Consider the following 20,825-nt stretch of genomic DNA (forward strand, 5'->3'; position numbering starts at 1 on the left):
GAAATCAGTCTATTTTACCAGTATGGCAAAAGGATTAAAAAACACGCTAAAAAGTGTAGGTAAAGCTCCCGGATCACTTATTTACATTGGCGAAATTACTACGCCGGTAACGGACGTTTCCATATCTATTACGGAATACGACCAGCACACCATTAAATCATATCAGGCAAAAACAGTAGAAGAATGTGTTACTTGCAAATTCTCGAATTTCAATAGCTGGATAAATGTAGATGGCGTACATAACGTGGAAATTATTAAAACGCTTGGTGAGCAATTCGGCCTGCATCAACTCACCTTGGAAGATATACTTAACACAGAGATCCGCCCAAAAATGGAAGTTTTTGAAAGTTATGTGCTCATTATTGTAAAGATGCTCCGGTACAATACAACCACTAAGGAAGTAGAAGCGGAACAGGTAAGTTTAGTGCTGGGCGACAATTATGTGCTTTCTTTTCAAGAAAACCGGGATGGTGATGTATTTGATGGTATCCGGCTGCGGATTGCCAATCCGCATGGGCGGCACCGGAAATCGGGCCCGGATTATTTATTGTATTCGCTACTGGACGCGGTTGTCGACCATTATTTTGTAGTATTGGAGCGTATTGGAGAAAAACTGGAAGACCTGGAAGAAGAAATTACCGGTTCACCTTCACAAGATGTATTAAAAAGTTTATATGCCTTAAAGCAAGAGTTGATTTTTATGCGCAGATCGGTATGGCCCTTACGGGAAATCATCAGCAGTTTGGATAGAGAAGAAAGCATACTCATCAAAAAAGAAATCCGTAAATACATCCGCGATATTTATGACCACACTATACAAGTAATAGATACCACAGAATCCTTCAGGGATTCCACAGGCAGTTTACTCGACCTGTATTTATCCAGTGTCAGTAACCGCACCAACGATGTAATGAAAGTACTGACGATGATTTCTACCATTTTTATGCCCCTAACCTTTATTGCCGGCGTCTATGGGATGAACTTTGACAATATGCCTGAACTAAAGTGGCGGTATGGGTATTTTATTATTCTAGGCTTAATGGCCATCAGTATTATTATTATGCTCCTCTGGTTCCGCCGGAAAAAATGGTTATAAGTGGCAGGAGAATATGTTAGAAATTTTAGCTATTTTTCTACAATAGCTTACTCTCCTCCACCCCTTACGTATGAAGTTTACGTTTACCAAACTCGGATTTATTAGCCTTTGCTGCATGGGCAGCTTTATTTTAGGAGCTTTCTTTACCAAGCATACAACTACTCTTCCGATCACAGCACCATCTGTAGAAAAAGCCTCAACCCTGCTAGGCCTGCAATTTACTGAAGCAGAAACAGATTCTATGTTAAGCGGCCTGGAGGAGTTACGCACCAGTTACGACACCCTGCGTAAAATAACGCTGAGCAACGACATTGCACCGGCTCTCTATTTCAATCCACTTCCAACTGGCTTTTCTATAGAAAAAACAAAAAAGCCCTTTCAGGTTGGTTCAACCGGCAAAGTAACCCGGCCAGTTACTACAGAAGATCTGGCTTTTTATACGGTGCATCAATTAGCCGAACTGCTGCGAACCCGGCAAATAACCTCCGTAGAATTAACACAATTTTTTCTGGAACGGCTGAAAACGTATGGTCCTCGCCTGGAATGTGTAATTACGCTTACGGAAGACTTAGCTATGAAGCAGGCTATCCAAGCCGATGCGGAAATTAAAGCAGGCAAATACAAAGGCTTCCTGCATGGAATACCCTACGGAGCAAAAGACCTGCTGGCTACCCGGAATTATAAAACCACCTGGGGTTCTGTGCCCTACAAAGACCAGGTGATCAATACAGACGCTACGGTTATAAAAAAACTTCAGGCTGCCGGTGCCGTGCTGGTAGCCAAACTCACCTTAGGCGAACTGGCCATGGGCGATGTGTGGTTTGGCGGCAAAACCCGTAATCCCTGGAACACCCAACTAGGTTCCAGTGGCTCATCTGCCGGTTCTGCAGCAGCCGTAGCCGCCGGACTGGTGCCTTTTGCAATTGGCACAGAAACATTGGGCTCTATTGTATCTCCCGCTACTGTTTGTGGAGTTACAGGCTTACGTCCTACGTATGGCCGGGTAAGCCGCACAGGTGCCATGGCTCTTAGCTGGTCTATGGATAAAATTGGCCCTATGTGCCGCACTGTAGAAGATTGTGCCATTGTTTTTAATGCCATTCATGGTCCGGATGGCCTGGATAAAACAGTGGTAGATGCTCCCTTCAATTATAATGGTAATAAACCCATAAAAGGATTGCGTATTGGCTATTTATCAAAAGAATTTGACCAGGTAAATGCACAGAATAAACCCTTTACGGATGCAGCCCTGCAAAAGATAAAAGAAATGGGCATCAATCTTATTCCGGTAGATTTACCTGACTTACCAGCCAATAATCTGTTATTCATTATCTCTGCAGAAGCGGCTGCCGCGTTTGATGAACTTACCCGCACGAATAAAGATGACCTGATGGTGAAGCAACTAAAGAACTCCTGGCCCAACGAATTCCGGACGGCTCGTTTTATTCCGGCGGTAGAATATATCCAGGCAAACCGCATACGCACCTTGCTGATTGAACAAATGGCCGCAAAAATGAAAGAAATAGATGTATTGGTGGCTCCAACCTATGGCGGCCTGCGGGTAACTAACCTTACCGGGCATCCATGTGTAGTTCTCCCCAACGGATTTACGCCTCAGCAAACTCCCACAAGCCTGGTGTTTATCGGAAATTTGTATGACGAAGCAACCTTGCTAACAGTAGCTAAAGCCTACCAGGATGCTACCGGCTTTCACAAAAAACACCCGGTACTGGCCCAATAGTTGTACTGGATTGCAGAAGTACATTTACTCTTTTGTACTATATAGCCACTTTATCTTCAAACTTTTATGACCAGAATCTACCATTTATCTAGATTACTTATCGGTATCTATGCCTTTCTGCTTACTTCTTGCATGGTGCCAATTCCGTATAATGTTAGCCCTCAGCTAATGGATATCCCTCTTATTCCACACACTCATGAGGTTGAATTGTATTTTGAAAATCAGCTGCCCAAAAACAAAGCGTACTATGAGGTATTAGGCCTGAGTGCCGAAGGAAATGATTATAACGCCATGCTGCTGCAAATAAAGAGTAAAGCCAGCCGGGCCGGAGCAGATGCCGTTATTTATGTACAGAATTCCCAGGCAAGTTATGCGTCTGCAGAAGGTGGGCCGTACACTATACCAATAGTAAAAGGAATAGGCATTAAATACCGCGATAGTTTAACCTATATAGATCAATATGTAAAAAACAAAAAGGTATACAATTTAACAGATTTACAAAATGACACTTCTGCGCCCTCTCTGCTTTACGAAGCCTCTTTTTCTATGCAGGGCATGGAACTGCCCAAGGGACAAAAACCGAATACCGTCTATAACCGGTTTGTGAGAGAATTATCTTTTGATTATTTGCTATATGAAACCTACAACTGGGCGTATAGAACCGATCCGCAAGGCCGGATAATTGAAAGAAAGTACTTTACAAATGCTGCCCTGCCACAAACCTATATGATATGCCTGTTCACCTACACCTTTACAGATGATGTAAAGAGTATAAAAATCAGCTATCCTTCTTATCCCATGCAGAACATATATATGGATTTAGTGTATACGACTGATAATAAAGTAAGTGAGAAACTGATTTATGATAATGCCAGCAAAAAGAAAAAATTGCTATATATAGAAAAACTGGCCTACGATCACCTAAACAGAATAGCCCAGACCACACTCTATAAAATTGAGCAGAATAAGCAGGTTCCTTTCCTGCAAACCATATATAGTTATTACACAATGGACGATCTGCCTGCACCTAAAGAGTTTAATTTATATAACTCCGCAAGACAAATAAAAGAAGATCCATCTACTGCTACTAATCACTTAACTTCAGGATCATCGGCTGAGCAAGCCAGCGAACCTCACCAAGCTTTGGAAAGCACCAAGAATACTCCGGAACCAGATACAGGTAGCCTGGATGCTAACCTGAGTATGGGTGCAGTACATTATAATAAAGGAGCCGATATCAGCAAGCAACTAAATGCAATGAATCTGAAACAGTATCAGATATATGGAAAAGAACTGGAGGCGCAACTGAAAGCTCATTTTCAGGATGCCTTGCCCTACTTTCAGAAAGCCTACTCTATTGATCAAACTAATTTAGCAGTACTGCAACCTTTATTGAGTATTTATAAAGTACTCGGAATGAAAGAAGCGGCGCAGAAAATTCTAAAACAGATTGAATCACTCAATTAATCAGCTTAGCTAACATTCAAGGAAATATCCTGGTATATTAGCTATAAAGCCTGTTGCTTAAAAATGGCAACAGGCTTTATTTTGAAAATGGTGTTAACAAACTACTTTTCGTACCTTTTTCCTATGCCAAAACTCAAACCTAGGGTTACCGTAATGGCATTATTTCCTACAGTAGGACTGGCTACTGTAAAACCGGTTAACTGTGAATCGGCAATATTGGAGATGCCATGTGTATAGCGGACATCCAGTAATGCCCGCATAGCGCCTTGCAAACGCATGTTCAACCCAATACCTCCAGTAATTCCTACATCTACGGGATTAATTGCATTGCTTCTATCTAATTTATCAGAAGTTGCCTGATCATTCACATCATTGGCATTTAACTTAAATCCAAAATTTGGTCCCAGGAAAACATTGGGTCGGAAATCTCCTTCTTTGTTCAGAAAATACCTGGCCAGCAAAGGGACTTCTATATAGTTAAGTCTGCGGTTAAAGGTTGTGAACTGGGGATTTAATCCGGATATGGGTGGAGCATTTTCAAACTTTGCCCCTTTTTGCGAATACAAGGCTTCCACAGAAATTCCAAAGGTATTCACTACACTATAGGTTAGAGTGGCTCCGGCAGATAAGCCAGGTTGCATGGTCTGGTTGCTAACATCGCCATGCAGATTAGATAAGTTTATTCCTATTTTAGGGCCAATGCTCAACACCTGCCGGTTTCTCCGCTGTGCATATACGTGGGAAGTAATACTAGTTGTAAATAAAAAAATAATGATTAAATAAGTGACTCTGGATACGGATTTATACATCATGATGGATCTTGTGGTTTTTGGGTGCAATATAAAACCTGTGCCTGCTACGGAAAACAAATACCCAATGTTTTTTACCCATGGCGTAAACTTTTGGCACGATAACCCTATTTTTGTACCTTCACCGGTTATTTTCTATGTCTATGTGGTCTATCGAAGAAAAGTTGGCACTCAGGTTACAGGAAAGAGTTTCGCAAAATAACCTGCGGGAATTACCCATAGTACAGAAAAAAATAGACTTTTGCTCCAATGATTATTTAGGTCTGGCCAGTAATGCTGCCCTTGCCCAACAGATTCAACAAACGTATGCACAGTTGCCTTTTCTACAGAATGGTTCTACTGGTTCCAGGCTCATCTCTGGCAATAGTCTGTATGCTATGGAATTAGAAGAAGCACTAGCCACTACATTCCAGGCAGAAAAAGCCCTACTCTTTAACTCCGGCTACAGTGCTAATACGGCTATTCTTTCGGCTATTCCCCAAAAAGGGGATACCATAGTTTATGATGAATATATCCATGCCAGCCTGAAAGAAGGTGCCAGGTTAAGTTTTGCCTCCAGGTACCCGTTCCGGCATAATGACCTGGAAGATCTGGAAAAGAAACTAGGCAAAGCCACCGGAGAAAAATTTGTGGTAGCCGAGTCTGTCTATTCGATGGATGGAGACGTTGCGCCACTGGAAGAAATCTTACGGATTTGCCGGAAATACAATGCCCATCTGATCTGGGATGAAGCCCATAGCACAGGTGTATGGGGAGAAAATGGCAATGGGATTGCCTGTACGCAACAGCTACAAAATCAGATTTTTGCCAGAATTTATACCTTTGGAAAAGCTATGGGGGTACATGGTGCTTGTATTGCCGGCTCTGCGGTACTGATAGATTACCTGGTAAATTTCGCCCGGCCTTTCATTTACACCACTGCCCTGCCACTTCACAGCCTGGTTTCTATTCGGGAAGCATTTAAGTTTTTACAGGCAAATACCTATTTGCAACATACCTTATATACCCGTATTGCTGCATTTGCAGCCGAGTTGATGAAGTATCCTAGTCTGCAAACACGTTGGATTAAAAGTGAAAGTGCCATACAGGCCATTAAGATCGGAGGAAATGCCTTGACTAAAACTATTGCCTCCCAGCTGCAAACCGCTGATTACGATGTGCGCGCAATTTTATCTCCTACGGTAAAAGAAGGAGAAGAACGTTTACGGATTTGCCTGCATGTGTATAACACGGAAGAAGAGATTAGAAATTTGGTAGAATACCTAACGCATGTATTCATGCAAACTACGGCCGGTTTTGCTGCATCAAGCGGATGAATGCTTTTGTAGACCTACAACACAACCAATCATTTTCATGGAAGCCGTTAAATCGTTTTGGTTTTGAGTATATTCCTACTATAATTTAAACCGCCACGCCCACGCCTAAATCACCTCTCCCATGCCTGAAAGATACTTTATTACAGCCATCCACACCGATAGTGGTAAAACACTGGTAAGCACCATATTTGCCCAGGCCCTGCATGCCGATTATTGGAAACCCATACAAGCCGGGTATCCCAGAGATACAGATACTGTTATGCCGTTTTTACAAAACAAAAAATCCCGGACACATAAAGAGGCTTATCTGTTGCAGGCTCCTATGTCGCCTCACGCCGCTGCCCGGCTGGAACACGTGGAAATACACCCTGCAACTATACTCATGCCTGAAACGGACAACACGCTAATTGTAGAAGGAGCCGGAGGCATACTGGCGCCTATCAGTGATGAATATTTTGTGATAGACATTGCTAAAAAGTTTGATCTGGAAGTAATTCTGGTCTGCAATATTTACCTGGGCAGTATCAATCATTCTATGCTCACCATTAATGAACTGAAACGCCGCAAACTAAAAGTGAAGGGTATTGTTTTTAATGGACCAGAAAACCTGGAAACGGAGCAATTTATTCTGAAACATTCTGGCTATCCCTGTTTGCTGCGAATTAAGCCCGAGAAAAAAATCACCCAGGAAATCATCAACCGTTATGCAATTGAACTACTGGCTAATCTGAATCTGCCATCAGAAAAGCAGGGATAAAACTTTAATTGAACTTATAAAAGTTGTTATATAAAATGCCTTTTAACGAAACTACTGCTGAAAATCTATCATCTTTACATACCAGAGACCTGCAATCTGTCTGGCATCCGTTTACTCCCCTGCACGATAATACCAAAGTACTTCCTTTGTCTGGAGCCAAAGGCGTGTATTTGCATACTACAGATGGCCGCAAAATTCTGGATGCTATTTCTTCGTGGTGGGTTAATTTGCATGGGCATAGCCATGAGTACATTGCCAAGGCCATATATAAGCAGGCATTCACTCTGGAACATGTGATATTTGCCGGCTTTACCCATGAGCCTGCTGTACGATTGGCAGAACGGCTGTTAGAGATACTTCCTGCTAACCAGGATAAAGTATTTTATTCCGATAATGGCAGCACGGCGGTAGAAGTAGCCCTGAAAATGGCTTTCCAATACTGGCACAACCAGGGCATTTCAAAAAAGAAAGTTATTGCCATGGACGGGTCTTACCATGGCGATACATTTGGAGCTATGTCAGTAGGCGACCGGAGTATGTTTATTACACCTTTTGTACCTTATTTATTTGATGTTGAGTTTATCCCTTTTCCTGGAAAGGAGACTAGTCATTCTGTTATTCACACATTCACTCAATTGGCAAGTTCAGGTGAAGTTGCGGCATTTATCTATGAACCCCTTATACAAGGTGCGGCCGGTATGCGAATGTATCCGCCGGAAGTCTTAAACCCATTACTGACTATTGCCAAAGAACATCAGATTATATGTATTGCCGATGAAGTAATGACCGGTTTTGGGCGCACAGGAAAATTATTTACTTCCCAATACTGTGCTGTTCAGCCAGATATTATGTGTTTATCGAAAGGCTTAACTGGCGGCACCATGGCTTTGGGCGTTACTACCTGTACAGCAGAAGTGATGCGGCCCTACCGCTCGGATGATTTAATGAAAACCTTCTTTCATGGCCATTCTTTTACAGCAAACCCCATTGCTTGTGCCGCTGCCAATGCCAGTCTGGATCTGCTCATGACTGAGGAATGCCAACAGAATATCAGGCGTATTACCGGAAAACACCTTGCCTTTTTGAATGAGATTGCCCAACATTCACAGGTATTGGATGCCAGAGCCATGGGTACGATACTGGCTATTGAAGTAAAAACATCAGCTGATACCTCGTATTTCAATGAAGTGCGCAACAGCCTGTATGACTTTTTTATGGCCAGAAACATCTTGCTCCGCCCGTTAGGAAATATAGTGTATGTACTCCCCCCCTATGTTATCACAAATGATGAACTGGATATAATTTACAAGGCCATTCTGGAGTTATTAAACAAATCATAAATAGCTTTACAACAGATAACCTTCCCTCTTACTGATAAACCTTTGCCTACGTGCTGATTAAATTTTCAATAAAATTTCTGCTACTAAATCTTCTTCTTCCAGGCTCTTATTGGGTAAGTGCTCAACAAAGCTCCTATCCTTTTCCAACGGCTACCAATGAACAGGTTATCTTTCTTAAAAAAGACAATGATACACATACCGCTTTTCTGGTACAGTATGATACCAAAGCGAAACTGGCAAAGTTGAAAGCTGTACAATATAATCAAGCTACCAAGAAGCAGACGGCTGCTGTTACTATTGATTCAGTGAAGATTGGTAATTGGCAAAATAACGCTGACAAGGGATTAGTCAGGCAAAGCTTTGCAAATGCGGTAATGTCCGGAAAACCACAGAACGAGCAAATTCCGCTGGAATACCAGTATCAGGTTTCTAGTTCGCCAGATAATAAAACGGTACTGGGCTACCGCTACGACTACAGTCAGCCTACTTTATATATTCAGACGATCTTACTCGACTCCAATTTGCAGAAACAAACCTCTGTACAATTACCAGTTGACGAAGGATTAATCAATCATCAGGTATTTATAAACAACCGCAAAGATATTTTTCTGCTTCATACAGATAATCAGGATGGAATATACCTGATCCGTTACGAGCCAGATACCGAAAATAGTACCTTGTTAGAAGTAGCTGCCAGCAGTAGCAACCGGCATTCGTTTTTGCCTTATGTTGTTAGTAATGATATCATATATATTGCCAATGTTACTGAGCAAAAGGATAACTTATCGGGGGTAATGTATACCAGATTCAATTTTGCCACTGGACGGGTGGAAGAAGTACAATATTATGCACTCTCCAAAGACATGCAAGATAAGCTCAATGCATCGTCCATTAAAGGCAGGTACCATTTAGTGAATTTCACGGTTACTCCCCAAAACCACTTTTTACTGGAGCTCCAAAAGAAGAACATCGAGGCTACCGGGTATGTGTACAATCCTTATGCGGTAAATGATCTTTTGCAATGGCGGCCCCGCAAATCGTTGGTTACGGAAGGTGAAAAATTCCTGTTTGAATTTGATTCCACCGGAAAACTGGTATCAGAAAAATTTAACCCATAACTTAGCAGGCGTTGAATGTATATGTGAAGGTAATATATAATTATTTTACAGGGATCTGAAGAGAAAAGCACCCTTCTTTCTCAAGCTCAACCTCTCACAATATGACAACAGCTTCTACAAAAGACGCCTTATACAATCTTTGGTATGAGGAGCTGGTTTGTGCGGATTGTATACAGCGGTGTTGTAGAAGCGGGGCCCGTCCGGCCCTGGAGGACAAAAGCTTTCGCTAAGGTCTATGGCTCATATGATAAGATACAGTCTTTCTACAATATAATGTTTGCGTTCCTGTTTTTTCTGGCTTTTATTTTAGGTTATGTGGTGTTTGCTGTGTATGCAGAACGCAAAGTATCGGCCTTTATCCAGGACCGCCTCGGCCCTATGGAAGTTGGCTATTATGGCCTTATCCAAACCATAGCTGATCTAATAAAACTCCTTCAGAAAGAAGATATTGTTCCAGAAAATGCCGATAAACGGCTGTTTATGGCAGCCCCTGTATTGATTTTTACCGCTGTTTTTGCAGGCTTTGCCGTATTGCCGCTTACTCCTGATGTAATTGGCTCAGGTGCCAATGTAGGTGTATTTTACCTGCTGACTATCATTACCCTAGATATTATCGGACTGCTGATTGCCGGCTGGAGCTCCAACAATAAATATTCATTACTGGGAGCTATGCGTTCAGTAGCCCAGATTATTTCCTATGAAGTACCTTTAGGATTGATAGTACTTTGTGTAGTGATGCTCTGCCAGACCCTGGATTTACAGGCCATCAGTTATCAGCAGGGAATCTGGATAAATCAATATGCTGGCAACGGCCTGAATTATGCACAGGAAGTAAATTATTTGTTTGGCATTTCCAATATTGACGTAACCCAGGTAGGCGGTTTTCTCACCTGGAATGTTTTTCGTATGCCGTTGTTTTTTATTGCTTATATTATCTTTTTCATTGCCACCTTAGCCGAAAGTAACCGGGCTCCTTTTGATATACCAGAAGCAGAATCGGAACTGATTGGCGGCTTTCATACAGAGTATTCCGGATTCCGCTTTGCCATTTTGTTTCTTGCTGAATATGCCATGATGCTGCTGGTAAGCTTGTTAGGCGTAGTTTTATTTCTGGGCAGCTGGAACACACCCTTGCCTAATGTTGGTTCTATAAAACTAGCCGAGTGGACAAGCGGTGTACCCGGAACGGTATATGGAAATCTCATGGGGGCTTTCTGGCTTTTGAGTAAAGCAATGGCTATCATTTTTGTGCAGATGTGGGTCCGGTGGACCTATCCACGCTTACGGGTAGATCAACTGATGTACCTCTGCTGGAAAGTACTAACGCCTGCTTCCTTAGTTTTGCTCGTATTAACAGGCATCTGGCGGTTGTGGATGTGAACTTCTTACACCATAGATTTGTAGCATAAAAATAGTTTGTAAAAAGCATAAATTGATTCAGTAGATGGATAAAGGGGCTAATAACTCATACTTTGGGAATTTGAAAGAAGGCGTAAAATCTTCCCTGCAAGGGTTGAAACTTTCGCTACAGCATATTTTTGAGGCCAGAGACAGCCGCACACCCATTGGCGTAGCGGACGAAAATTACTTTGAGCAGGAAACTGGTATTGTTACCTTACAATATCCCTATGAAGCCATTCCAGTGCCCGACAATGGCCGTTACCGGCTGCATAATGAGATGGAAGATTGTATTGTGTGTGACAAATGTGCGGAAGTTTGTCCGGTAAATTGTATCGAAATAGAGGCTGTAAAATCCACCGAAGAAATCCGTAAAACCTCTGATGGCCACTCGGTCCGGTTATATGCCGCCAAGTTCGACATTGACATGGCCAAATGCTGCTTTTGTGGCTTGTGCACCACCGTCTGCCCAACCGAATGCCTCACCATGACTAAAGCATACGACTTCAGTGAATTTGATGTAGACAACATGAACTACCATTTCTCTGACCTGTCGCCTGAACAAGCCAAGGAAAAGCAGCAATTGTATGAGGAACAACAGGCTGCCAAAATTGCCGCTAAACTAGCAGCCAAAGCAGAAGTAGTTCAAGAAACTCCTCCTGCCCCAATCAGTGAAACGCCTGCTGCTCCTGCGCCGGCAAAGCCTGTGGTAAAAAGACCAGTGATGCGGCCAGTAATCAAAAAACCTGATGCTTCCGCGGAATGAGTGTTACAGAAATTATTTTTTATGCGTTTGCTGCCTTAACCATAGCTGGTGCTTTAGGTATTGTATTGACGAAAAATATCCTGTATGCTGCTTTCTCCCTGCTGCTTACTTTCTTGGGAGTAGCCGCCTTGTACGTTGTGGCCGGTGCCGATTTACTGGCCGTGGTGCAAATTATGATCTATGTGGGCGGTGTGCTGGTGCTAATGATTTTTGGCGTAATGCTTACCAGTAAAACCACGGATAAATACCTGCCCTCTCCTAGCCACAACCGCATAGCCGGTGCATTAGCCGGTTTAGCCTTGTTTGGGTTATTTTTTACAGCAATTCTAAAAGCCAGTTTCTCTACCCTTCCCTGGATTACGCAAGCAGAACAACACTCCCGAACAGTAAGTGAATCTACTATAGCAGGCATAGGAATAAACTTGATGACCGATTTTGTACTTCCTTTTGAAATAGCCGGAATTCTGCTAATGGTAGCCTTGATAGGTGCAGCCTATATTGCGGGTAGGAAGTAGATGTGCAGGTTAGTAGATGTGCAAATGTGCTGATACAACAGTTAGCTTATTGTACATGTAGTCTCTATTTTTAAAGCTTGATTAAAAAAATTGAATCAAGGGCCATATCATACTTTGATACCATTACATTTGCACATTAGCATATTAATTTATTAGCATATTACCCCATGTTCTCTCTTGAACACTTTTTAGTTGTAGGCGCGGCACTGTTTTGTATAGGTGTGGTGATTATTATTACCAAGCGGAATGCCATTGTGGTGTTGATGGGTATAGAACTGATACTGAATGCCGCCAATATTAACTTGGTAGCCTTTAGCCGCTATGATGCTAATGTATTGCAAGGACAGATGTTTGCCTTGTTTGTTATCGTAGTGGCAGCCGCAGAGGCAGCCGTAGCCCTGGCGATTGTGCTGAGGGTATATCAATATTACCAAACCGTACATTTGGATAAACTCGATGAGTTAAAAGAAAAATAACTCATCCGTTATAAATATTCTTTCAGAATGTTAATCTTTGCAGCCTAATCAAAGAATTCTCATGCAAGAAGATTTTATTATTGAGTTTGTTACATGGTCTGCTACTCTTCTTGCTGCTATTCCTTTTTTCATATTTTGTATTCTGTTCTTTGTTGGTACTAAATTAAGTAAGACCAGTGGCTGGTTAGCGGTTATTGGAGCTAGTATCTCCTTCCTATTAGCTGTTATAGTATTCTTTTATACCTGGCCAGATAAAGTGTATACCCAATCTATCCACTGGTTTACCGTAGGTGAATATACCTTTACACTCAAACTGCTCCTAGATAAGTTATCGGCTGCCATGCTGGTACTGGTCAGTTTTATTTCGTTGCTGGTACAGATCTATTCTACCGAATACATGAAGGGAGATAAGCGGTACAGCCGGTATTTTGCTTATCTGGGATTATTTACCTTCTCCATGTTTTGCATCGTGCTGTCTGGCAATTTGCTCTTGCTATATATTGGATGGGAACTGGTAGGTCTTTCCTCCTATCTGCTGATTGGCTTCTGGCGGGAAAAAACAGAGGCGGCCCTGGCTTCCCGAAATGCTTTTATTATTAACCGAATCGGCGATACAGGTTTTTTATTGGGTATTATCCTAGTATTTGCCCAGTTCAACACACTGGATTTAGCTACCCTTACATCCGGCAATCTACCTGTAGACAACTCCTTCTGGCTGACAGTAGCCGGAATTGGCTTGTTTTGCGGTTGTATAGCTAAATCCGCTCAATTTCCTCTGCAAATATGGCTACCTGGGGCGATGGCCGGGCCTACACCGGTGTCGGCGCTTATCCATGCGGCCACGATGGTAGCTGCCGGTGTATTTTTACTAGCCCGTGTTTTTCCTTTACTAAATACGGATGTGTTAACAGTTATTGCTATCACAGGGGCTATTACTGCCTTTATGGGGGCTGTAGCTGCCCTATTTCAGACGGATATTAAGCGGCTGCTGGCATTTTCCACTATCTCACAACTGGGCTACATGGTGATGGGAATGGGTGTAGGAGCTTATGGATCGGCTTTGTTTCATTTGTTTACCCATGCTTTTTTTAAAGCTTGTTTATTTTTATCAGCCGGTGCCGTTATACATGCGTTGCACAAAGTAGAACATCAGTTGCACACACATTTTGATGCACAGGATATGCGGCTGATGGGAGGTTTACGGAAGACAATGCCTTTTACTTTTATCTGCTATCTGGTTTCAGGGTTATCTCTGGCTGGTTTACCGCTATTCTCTGGCTTTCTGTCAAAAGATGCCATTTTAACCGGAGCTCTTTCCTGGGCAGAAACGAAAGGAAACTTCTTATGGTACCTCATACCCGACCTCGGATTTATTTCTGCTCTGTTAACAGCTATCTATGTTGGCAGACAGTTGATTCTGGTTTTTGGTGGTGAATTTAGGTTGCCTCATCTACTACCTCAGCTGGCTACCTCACAAATAGCCGTGAAAGATGTACCTTTTGCTATGCAGCTACCCATAGGGATTCTGGCTATACTTTCTGTCTTTTTCTTCTTCTCCCTTAACCCGGTAGACGCTGCATATGGATGGTTCCTGACAACTATTTCTGTAAAAACTGCACAAGCAGCCGATCATTCCTGGCATACATTTACTGTCATTACCTCTGGCCTGTTAGCCATCACTGGTCTGGCACTGGCGTATGTTGTTACAGGCAATACACGTATTCCAAGACCGGCTTTTCTTAAAAATTTATCGCTGCACAACTGGTATCTGGAAGATATATACAGGATTTTGTTCGTCCGCACCGGGCAACTGTTTTCTAAAGTTACAAATGGGATAGATAAAAAATTACTGGATACGATCATTGATTATGCAAGTATAAGTATGGTTGTACTGGCGCATATATTTGCCTGGATTGACCGCAATCTGGTAGATGGCCTGGTAAACTTTGCAGCCTATCTAGCAGGCAGAATTGGTGCGCTTACCCGCTCTGTACAAGGTGGACGGGTGCAGTCCTATTTTTTATATACCTTGTTTGGCTTGCTTATCTTGGTAGTTTGGATAATTTTGTAACTCTATAAATATACTAGATAATTTCCTTCTTCACCCACTAATGACGCAATATCTGCTTTCCTTGCTCATTTTTATACCGCTTGCCGCATCAGTTTTCATTCTATTCATTCCAGAAGAAAAAACCACCTATTTTAAATTTATTACGCTTTCAGTAAATCTTATTCAGCTGCTGCTGGCAATGGTAGTGTATCTCCACTTCAATCCGGCCCTGACAGGCGTGAGCAATCCAGATAGTTTTCAGTTTGTTGAACGTACCGACTGGATTAGCCTGCAACTAGGCAGTCTCGGAAAACTTTCAATAGATTATTATGTAGGAGTAGATGGCTTAAGTATATTATTGGTATTGCTTTCTGCTATTGTATTGGTGATTGGGGCTATTTCCTCATGGAATATTCAAACAAAGCATAAAGGGTATTTTTCTCTATACTTATTGCTAAGCAGTACAATCATTGGTTGTTTTGTTGCCCTGGACTTTTTCCTTTTTTACCTGTTTTTTGAATTCATGCTCTTACCTATGTATTTCCTGATTGGTATATGGGGAGGCATTCGCCGGGAATATGCTGCTATCAAATTCTTCCTTTATACCTTGGTTGGTTCTATTTTTATTCTCATCGTCATGATCGGGCTATATATATCCGTAATTGACCCGGTAGAAACAGCCATAGAAATGGGATTAGCCAGTGAAAGAAGTCAGGTAACTTCAGTTCTGGTTAAACAAGTACAACAAGGGTTAGCTACAGGTGGCATATCAAGCACGAATGAACTTGTCCATACGTTTGATGTGGTGGCTATGATGGATGCAGCAAACTACATTCCTGGTTCCTTTCTACACAAAGCATCTGATGTATTACTGTTTGGCATATCGCCTTCATTAGTAGCATTTCTCTGCATTTTTATTGGTTTTGCGGTGAAACTTCCGGTAGTTCCCTTGCATACCTGGTTACCCGATGCACACGTAGAGGCTCCTACGCCTATTTCCGTGCTGCTGGCGGGGATTCTGCTAAAAATAGGGGGCTATGGATTTATCCGCATAGCTTACTCCATTTTTCCGGAAGGTGCCCTTCATTATGCCTGGCTGGTAGCTCTGCTTGGAGTAATTTCTATAGTCTATGGGGCTTGTAATGCCCTGGCTTCACACGATTTGAAACGGATGATTGCGTACTCTTCGGTTTCACATATGGGCTTTGTGTTGCTGGGTCTGGCCTCTCTTACAGCTGAAGGTATCAGTGGAGCTATTTTTCAGCTGTTCAGTCATGGAATTTTATCAGCCTTATTGTTCCTGATTGTGGGTGTGCTGTACGACCGCACGCATGATAAGCAAATTGAAAATTACCGGGGTCTGGCTTCCAAAATGCCGGTGTATACGTCTGTGGTCATTATTGCTTTTTTTGCCTCTTTGGGTTTGCCAGGCTTCTCCGGCTTTATTGGGGAGCTATTTACGCTAATTGGTGCTTTTAAATCCAATTATATAGCCAAGTGGATGGCCATAATAGGCATGTTGGGTTTAGTATTGGGGGCCGCCTATTTTCTATGGACACTACAACGCATGTTTTTCGGCAAATTCTGGACACAAGGAGGCGAAAGCTGGCAAGTTCAATTAACTGATCTGGATGGTAGGGAAAAACTGATGCTGGTATCTCTGGCCATATTAGGCGTAGTGTTTGGCATTTTTCCATTCCTGCTCTTTGAACCTATGGCTCAATCGGTGGGGTATTTTGTAGATTTCGTGCAGCAGGCAAAAGATATAAATTTTGATACCCAACTAGTAAAGTAATTTAAGAATCAACCCTATTTATAATTGTTATCCGACAAGTTAAATCAACTACTCCAAAGTCTATCTGGTTTTTTACCAGAAGTTAGCCTGGCTGCGCTGTTTGTAGTACTGATTATAGTTGACTTGATTTTCTATAATAAAGAGCAAAAGCCAACGGTATATATTGCCCTGGCAGGTTTAGTTTTCGTTGGTGTGCTTACTTACCAACAATGGAATCAACTTCCCTCTCCTATTTCGCTTTTTTTGGGAATGATTGTCGTAGATAAAACAGCTATTCTGTTTAAAGGTATTTTTCTTGTTGCCGCTGTACTTACCCTGCTACTCTCTTTACACAATCACAAAGAATCTGATGAACGTTCTTATCTGAAAAGCGGAGAGTATGTGTCCTTATTGGTAGCCATAACGCTGGGATTGCATCTGATGGCCATGGCGGCTAACCTGCTGATGATTTATTTATCCGTTGAACTGGTTTCCATTTCCTCCTACATTCTAGCTACTTTTAAACATAATAAAAAAGGATCTGAAGGTGGCCTGAAATATTTACTTTTTGGTGCCATGAGTTCTGGTATTATGCTCTATGGCATGTCGCTGCTGTATGGGTTTACCGGCACTCTTTCGTTGTCTTTACAAGAAGGAACTACTTTTATAACCGAATTACTGGCTGTTCACTCCCTGCCTGTTCTGCTGGCTGTGTTTCTTACTGTTGGAGGGCTACTTTTCAAAATTGCGGCTGCTCCTTTCCACATATGGGCTCCGGATGTATATGAATCAGCGCCTACGCCGGTTGTGGCTTTTTTTTCAGTAGCTCCTAAAGCAGCAGGCTTTGCTGTTTTGCTGCGCTTCTTACTCTCTACCTGGTTACTCTATCCGGACCAAATAGGTAGCGAACATTTTTCACCGATAAGAGCTATTTTAATAGCCATTGCCATTCTTACACTAATTGTTGGTAACTTCTCTGCCTTATGGCAAAAAAATGCCAAACGGATGCTAGCCTATTCCTCTATTGCTCATGCAGGATTTATGTTAGCCGGCTTACTGGCAGTAAATGAATTAGGCTGGCAAAGTGTGCTGTTCTATTTAGTTGTCTATCTGTTTATGAACTTTGCGGCGTTCTTATTAATAGATGCCATCTATCAGCAAAGGCAAACGGAGGAAATAGAAGATTACAAAGGATTGGGGATACAGAATCAATTCCTGGGAGTGGCTTTTCTGATAGTGATGATCGCACTTACCGGGTTACCGCCAACAGCTGGTTTTACTGCTAAACTTTTTATCTTTTCGGCTCTGTGGCAGGATTACCAGAGTACTGGAGATAATTTGGTACTTTTGCTTTTTGTCGTAGGTTTATTTAATGTAGTAGTGGCTTTGTTTTATTATTTGCGTATACCCTATTATATGTTTTTCCGGAGTGGAAAGGAACTGAATACAATAAATTTAGGTATGTATACTGTACTATTGCTTGTTTTTCTGATAGTCGCGGTTTTTCTGTTTTTCTTTAAAGCAGACTGGCTCATGAATATAATTACAGCGGCAAGTATTAATTAGCTTTTCCTGGTAAAATATATTTTGTAATTTGAACAACATCTTCTACACTATAAAATTCTAATCTACTATATATGAGTGATGCAATAAAGCACGAATGTGGAATCGCAATGATTCGTCTTCGTAAGCCATATAGTTATTATATTGAGAAATATGGTACGCCGCTGTATGGCGTTAAAAAACTATACCTGCTGATGGAGAAACAACACAATCGTGGACAAGATGGTGCTGGCGTAGCGGTAATTAAAATTGGTGCTAAACCGGGTACCAGGTATATCAGCCGCTACCGTTCCATAGATACACAGCCCATCACTGATATTTTCGATAAAATAAATAAGAAATACAAAAAAGCCGTAAAGCATCATAAACACAAAGTTACTGATGCTGACTGGCTGAAAGAGAATGTAGCTTTTACCGGGGAGGTATTACTGGGCCATCTGCGGTATGGTACGCATGGAATGAACAGTGTGGAAAATTGCCATCCGATGCTCAGGCAAAATAACTGGCGTAGCCGGAATCTGGTAGTCGCCGGCAATTTCAATATGACCAATGTAGACGAGTTATTTAATAAACTGATTTCGTTAGGCCAACATCCCAAAGAAAAAGTGGATACCGTTACCGTAATGGAGAAAATCGGCCACTTTCTGGATGAAGAGAATCAACGGCTGTTTGATTTATATAAAGATCAGTATACCAATGAGGAAATGTCGCATGTAATTGAGGACAAGATGGACATTCCTCGTGTTCTGCGCCGCTCATGTCGCGATTTTGATGGGGGTTATGCTATGGCAGGCATCATGGGTCATGGAGCCTCTTTTGTGGCCCGGGACCCTGCTGGTATCCGACCCGCTTATTATTATGCAGATGATGAAGTAGTAGTTATTGCCTCAGAAAAGCCAGCAATCAAAACTACTTTTAATGTAGATTACGATCAGATTAAGGAGATAACCCCCGGACATGCTTTAATTGTAGATAAGAATGGAAACTATGGAGAGCATAAGTTTATCGAACCAATCGAGAAACGCTCCTGCAGTTTTGAACGAATCTATTTCTCCCGCGGGTCTGACCCCAATATTTATAACGAACGTAAAGCCTTAGGTCGCTTATTAGTACCACAAGTATTGGAAGCTATTGAGTATGACCTGGAGAACACAGTGTTTTCCTATATTCCGAATACAGCCGAAACGGCATTCTTAGGAATGGTAGAGGGTTTACAGGATTTCCTGGTTCAGCAACGCAAACAAGCTATATTGGAAGGAACAGTTTCCAGCAGTGAGTTGGATAAAATTCTTTCTTTCCGCCCAAGAGTAGAGAAATTAGTTATTAAAGATGCCAAACTACGTACCTTCATCACAGACGATGCACACCGCGACGATTTAGTTGCTCATGTATACGATACTACGTATGAAGTAATCAAAAAAGGGGTAGACACCTTGGTGTTGATAGATGATTCTATTGTAAGAGGTACGACATTAGAGAAAAGCATTTTGCGGATGCTGGATCGTTTAGAACCCAAGAAAATTATCATTGTCTCCTCTGCCCCGCAAATTCGCTTCCCGGATTGTTATGGCATTGATATGTCCCGGATGAAAGAGTTCGTAGCTTTCCGGGCTATGCTGGCTTTATTAAAAGAACGGAAAACAGAAAACATTCTGGACGATGTGTTAACTAAAACTAAAAATGCAATTATATCAGGCCGGGAGAAAGAGGAAAATTTTGCTAAAGCTTTGTACACTCCATTTACGGATGAACAAATTTCAGACAAAATTGCGCAGATAGTCCGGCCAAAAGACTTAAAAGCAGAATTAGAAGTTATTTTCCAAACTGTGGATAACTTACATAAAGCTTGCCCCAATCATAGCGGAGACTGGTATTTTACAGGAGATTATCCAACACCAGGGGGTAATGGTGTGGTAAACAAAGCATTTCTAAACTTTATGGAGGGTAAAGTAGGCAGGGCTTACGAGATCTTTTAATTATCTAGTATAATTCATAGAGTAAAAAGCCTGCTATCATTTAGTAGGCTTTTTACGTTTGCTGTTCATGGTTCTTTTTGTGGTTTTCCATCAATTCCTGATAGTAACTATTTTCTTTAGCTGATTTCCATTTTTGCTTAAATATGGCAGCTGCAGCTGCTTTTACAGGATCTTCTTCATTAGGTAATAAGTACTTGGTTCTGGCTTCTTTTTCTCCCTGTGAGGTCTCCTCTTTCTGTGGATTTTTTGCATATTTTCTGCCAGATTTGTGATTGGCATAGCGGCGGGCACGGGTATATCCCATCTGCAGAAACTTACGGGCAATATCAGCCCCTACAAAATCATTCTGAGTAAGGTATTCAATAAATAGATCATATATTTTTTCAGAGGAAGTCATGGCCGCCTCCGGATCTTTAAATTTCCAGTAAGGCAGTATTTCTGACTTATAGGGTTCAACCATTAATACGCCTTGTTCACCTTTGCCAACACGGTATAATTCAGGGTGCTTTCTGAAATCGATTTCTGTTAACTCTTTTGAGTAATAGGAAGGCAATCGCTTCTCTTTTTTTGTGTTTCTGATAGCCATAGTGCCCTATACGGACGAATATACTTGCATGATGCATCACTTAATTCAATTTGTTGCTTTGCTCTATCAAGTGTAAT

Annotated in this window: 17 protein-coding genes; 15 read left to right on the forward strand and 2 right to left on the reverse strand. The window is 41.8% G+C overall.

Going from position 1 to position 20,825, the window contains the following annotated elements; genetic code table 11:
* The first annotated feature begins 22 nt into the window (after positions 1 to 22).
* From corA to Q0590_RS18600, 3 genes are all read left to right on the forward strand, one after another.
* Complete coding sequence (corA, locus tag Q0590_RS18590) at positions 23 to 1,096, forward strand: magnesium/cobalt transporter CorA (protein ID WP_302039093.1); 1,074 nt, start codon at positions 23 to 25, stop codon at positions 1,094 to 1,096.
* A 70-nt stretch (positions 1,097 to 1,166) separates the two neighbouring features.
* The gene (locus tag Q0590_RS18595; RefSeq protein WP_302039094.1) at positions 1,167 to 2,837 is read left to right on the forward strand and encodes an amidase; all 1,671 of its coding nucleotides are present in this window, start codon (positions 1,167 to 1,169) and stop codon (positions 2,835 to 2,837) included.
* A gap of 66 nt (positions 2,838 to 2,903) precedes the next feature.
* Entirely contained in the window at positions 2,904 to 4,304 is a 1,401-nt protein-coding gene (locus Q0590_RS18600) for a hypothetical protein (RefSeq protein WP_302039095.1), read from the forward strand.
* Positions 4,305 to 4,405: 101 nt separating this feature from the next.
* On the opposite strand, the gene Q0590_RS18605 is transcribed toward Q0590_RS18600, so the two are convergent.
* A complete protein-coding gene (locus tag Q0590_RS18605) occupies positions 4,406 to 5,116 on the reverse strand; it encodes a porin family protein (protein ID WP_302039096.1) in 711 nt (236 codons plus the stop codon).
* Between the two features lie 140 nt (positions 5,117 to 5,256).
* Here Q0590_RS18605 and Q0590_RS18610 point away from each other — a divergent pair, with 140 nt between their 5' ends.
* The 12 genes from Q0590_RS18610 to Q0590_RS18665 all read left to right on the forward strand — a co-directional run bounded on the left by Q0590_RS18610 (position 5,257) and on the right by Q0590_RS18665 (position 20,162).
* Positions 5,257 to 6,429 (forward strand): aminotransferase class I/II-fold pyridoxal phosphate-dependent enzyme, encoded by a 1,173-nt coding sequence (locus Q0590_RS18610; protein ID WP_302039097.1) that lies wholly within the window; start codon positions 5,257 to 5,259, stop codon positions 6,427 to 6,429.
* A gap of 121 nt (positions 6,430 to 6,550) precedes the next feature.
* Positions 6,551 to 7,186, forward strand: coding sequence for a dethiobiotin synthase (bioD, locus tag Q0590_RS18615; RefSeq protein WP_302039098.1), 636 nt, complete (start codon positions 6,551 to 6,553; stop codon positions 7,184 to 7,186).
* Positions 7,187 to 7,221: 35 nt separating this feature from the next.
* The gene (gene bioA / locus Q0590_RS18620; protein ID WP_302039099.1) at positions 7,222 to 8,526 is read left to right on the forward strand and encodes an adenosylmethionine--8-amino-7-oxononanoate transaminase; all 1,305 of its coding nucleotides are present in this window, start codon (positions 7,222 to 7,224) and stop codon (positions 8,524 to 8,526) included.
* Positions 8,527 to 8,576: 50 nt separating this feature from the next.
* Positions 8,577 to 9,644 (forward strand): hypothetical protein, encoded by a 1,068-nt coding sequence (locus Q0590_RS18625; RefSeq protein WP_302039100.1) that lies wholly within the window; start codon positions 8,577 to 8,579, stop codon positions 9,642 to 9,644.
* Positions 9,645 to 9,917: 273 nt separating this feature from the next.
* The gene (locus tag Q0590_RS18630; RefSeq protein ID WP_302039228.1) at positions 9,918 to 11,024 is read left to right on the forward strand and encodes a complex I subunit 1/NuoH family protein; all 1,107 of its coding nucleotides are present in this window, start codon (positions 9,918 to 9,920) and stop codon (positions 11,022 to 11,024) included.
* Between the two features lie 64 nt (positions 11,025 to 11,088).
* A complete protein-coding gene (locus Q0590_RS18635; protein ID WP_302039101.1) occupies positions 11,089 to 11,808 on the forward strand; it encodes a 4Fe-4S binding protein in 720 nt (239 codons plus the stop codon).
* Positions 11,805 to 12,323 (forward strand): NADH-quinone oxidoreductase subunit J family protein, encoded by a 519-nt coding sequence (locus Q0590_RS18640; RefSeq protein WP_302039102.1) that lies wholly within the window; start codon positions 11,805 to 11,807, stop codon positions 12,321 to 12,323. The genes Q0590_RS18635 and Q0590_RS18640 overlap by 4 nt, the downstream gene beginning before the upstream one ends.
* 167 nt (positions 12,324 to 12,490) lie before the next feature.
* Complete coding sequence (nuoK, locus tag Q0590_RS18645; RefSeq protein WP_302039103.1) at positions 12,491 to 12,799, forward strand: NADH-quinone oxidoreductase subunit NuoK; 309 nt, start codon at positions 12,491 to 12,493, stop codon at positions 12,797 to 12,799.
* 61 nt (positions 12,800 to 12,860) lie between these two features.
* Complete coding sequence (gene nuoL / locus Q0590_RS18650; RefSeq protein WP_302039104.1) at positions 12,861 to 14,870, forward strand: NADH-quinone oxidoreductase subunit L; 2,010 nt, start codon at positions 12,861 to 12,863, stop codon at positions 14,868 to 14,870.
* Positions 14,871 to 14,910: 40 nt separating this feature from the next.
* A complete protein-coding gene (locus Q0590_RS18655; protein ID WP_302039105.1) occupies positions 14,911 to 16,644 on the forward strand; it encodes a complex I subunit 4 family protein in 1,734 nt (577 codons plus the stop codon).
* A gap of 24 nt (positions 16,645 to 16,668) precedes the next feature.
* A complete protein-coding gene (locus tag Q0590_RS18660; RefSeq protein ID WP_302039106.1) occupies positions 16,669 to 18,189 on the forward strand; it encodes an NADH-quinone oxidoreductase subunit N in 1,521 nt (506 codons plus the stop codon).
* A 71-nt stretch (positions 18,190 to 18,260) separates the two neighbouring features.
* A complete protein-coding gene (locus Q0590_RS18665) occupies positions 18,261 to 20,162 on the forward strand; it encodes an amidophosphoribosyltransferase (RefSeq protein ID WP_302039107.1) in 1,902 nt (633 codons plus the stop codon).
* Between the two features lie 52 nt (positions 20,163 to 20,214).
* Here the strand turns inward: Q0590_RS18665 and Q0590_RS18670 are convergent, their stop codons facing one another.
* Positions 20,215 to 20,748 (reverse strand): DUF4385 domain-containing protein, encoded by a 534-nt coding sequence (locus tag Q0590_RS18670; protein ID WP_302039108.1) that lies wholly within the window; start codon positions 20,746 to 20,748, stop codon positions 20,215 to 20,217.
* Positions 20,749 to 20,825: the final 77 nt, after the last annotated feature.

The sequence above is a fragment of the Rhodocytophaga aerolata genome (assembly GCF_030503435.1).
Taxonomy (GTDB): Bacteria; Bacteroidota; Bacteroidia; order Cytophagales; family 172606-1; genus Rhodocytophaga; species Rhodocytophaga aerolata.

Bases quoted from the DNA above. Each gene is read 5' to 3' on its own strand.
- nuoL (WP_302039104.1), top strand. From the start codon at position 12,861: ATGCAAGAAGATTTTATTATTGAGTTTGTTACATGGTCTGCTACTCTT.
- Q0590_RS18610 (WP_302039097.1), top strand. From the start codon at position 5,257: ATGTGGTCTATCGAAGAAAAGTTGGCACTCAGGTTACAGGAAAGAGTT.
- Q0590_RS18640 (WP_302039102.1), top strand. From the start codon at position 11,805: ATGAGTGTTACAGAAATTATTTTTTATGCGTTTGCTGCCTTAACCATA.
- Q0590_RS18605 (WP_302039096.1), bottom strand. From the start codon at position 5,116: ATGATGTATAAATCCGTATCCAGAGTCACTTATTTAATCATTATTTTT.
- nuoK (WP_302039103.1), top strand. From the start codon at position 12,491: ATGTTCTCTCTTGAACACTTTTTAGTTGTAGGCGCGGCACTGTTTTGT.
- Q0590_RS18655 (WP_302039105.1), top strand. From the start codon at position 14,911: ATGACGCAATATCTGCTTTCCTTGCTCATTTTTATACCGCTTGCCGCA.
- Q0590_RS18630 (WP_302039228.1), top strand. From the start codon at position 9,918: ATGTTTGCGTTCCTGTTTTTTCTGGCTTTTATTTTAGGTTATGTGGTG.
- bioD (WP_302039098.1), top strand. From the start codon at position 6,551: ATGCCTGAAAGATACTTTATTACAGCCATCCACACCGATAGTGGTAAA.
- Q0590_RS18635 (WP_302039101.1), top strand. From the start codon at position 11,089: ATGGATAAAGGGGCTAATAACTCATACTTTGGGAATTTGAAAGAAGGC.
- Q0590_RS18665 (WP_302039107.1), top strand. From the start codon at position 18,261: ATGAGTGATGCAATAAAGCACGAATGTGGAATCGCAATGATTCGTCTT.
- Q0590_RS18670 (WP_302039108.1), bottom strand. From the start codon at position 20,748: ATGGCTATCAGAAACACAAAAAAAGAGAAGCGATTGCCTTCCTATTAC.
- corA (WP_302039093.1), top strand. From the start codon at position 23: ATGGCAAAAGGATTAAAAAACACGCTAAAAAGTGTAGGTAAAGCTCCC.
- Q0590_RS18595 (WP_302039094.1), top strand. From the start codon at position 1,167: ATGAAGTTTACGTTTACCAAACTCGGATTTATTAGCCTTTGCTGCATG.
- Q0590_RS18600 (WP_302039095.1), top strand. From the start codon at position 2,904: ATGACCAGAATCTACCATTTATCTAGATTACTTATCGGTATCTATGCC.
- bioA (WP_302039099.1), top strand. From the start codon at position 7,222: ATGCCTTTTAACGAAACTACTGCTGAAAATCTATCATCTTTACATACC.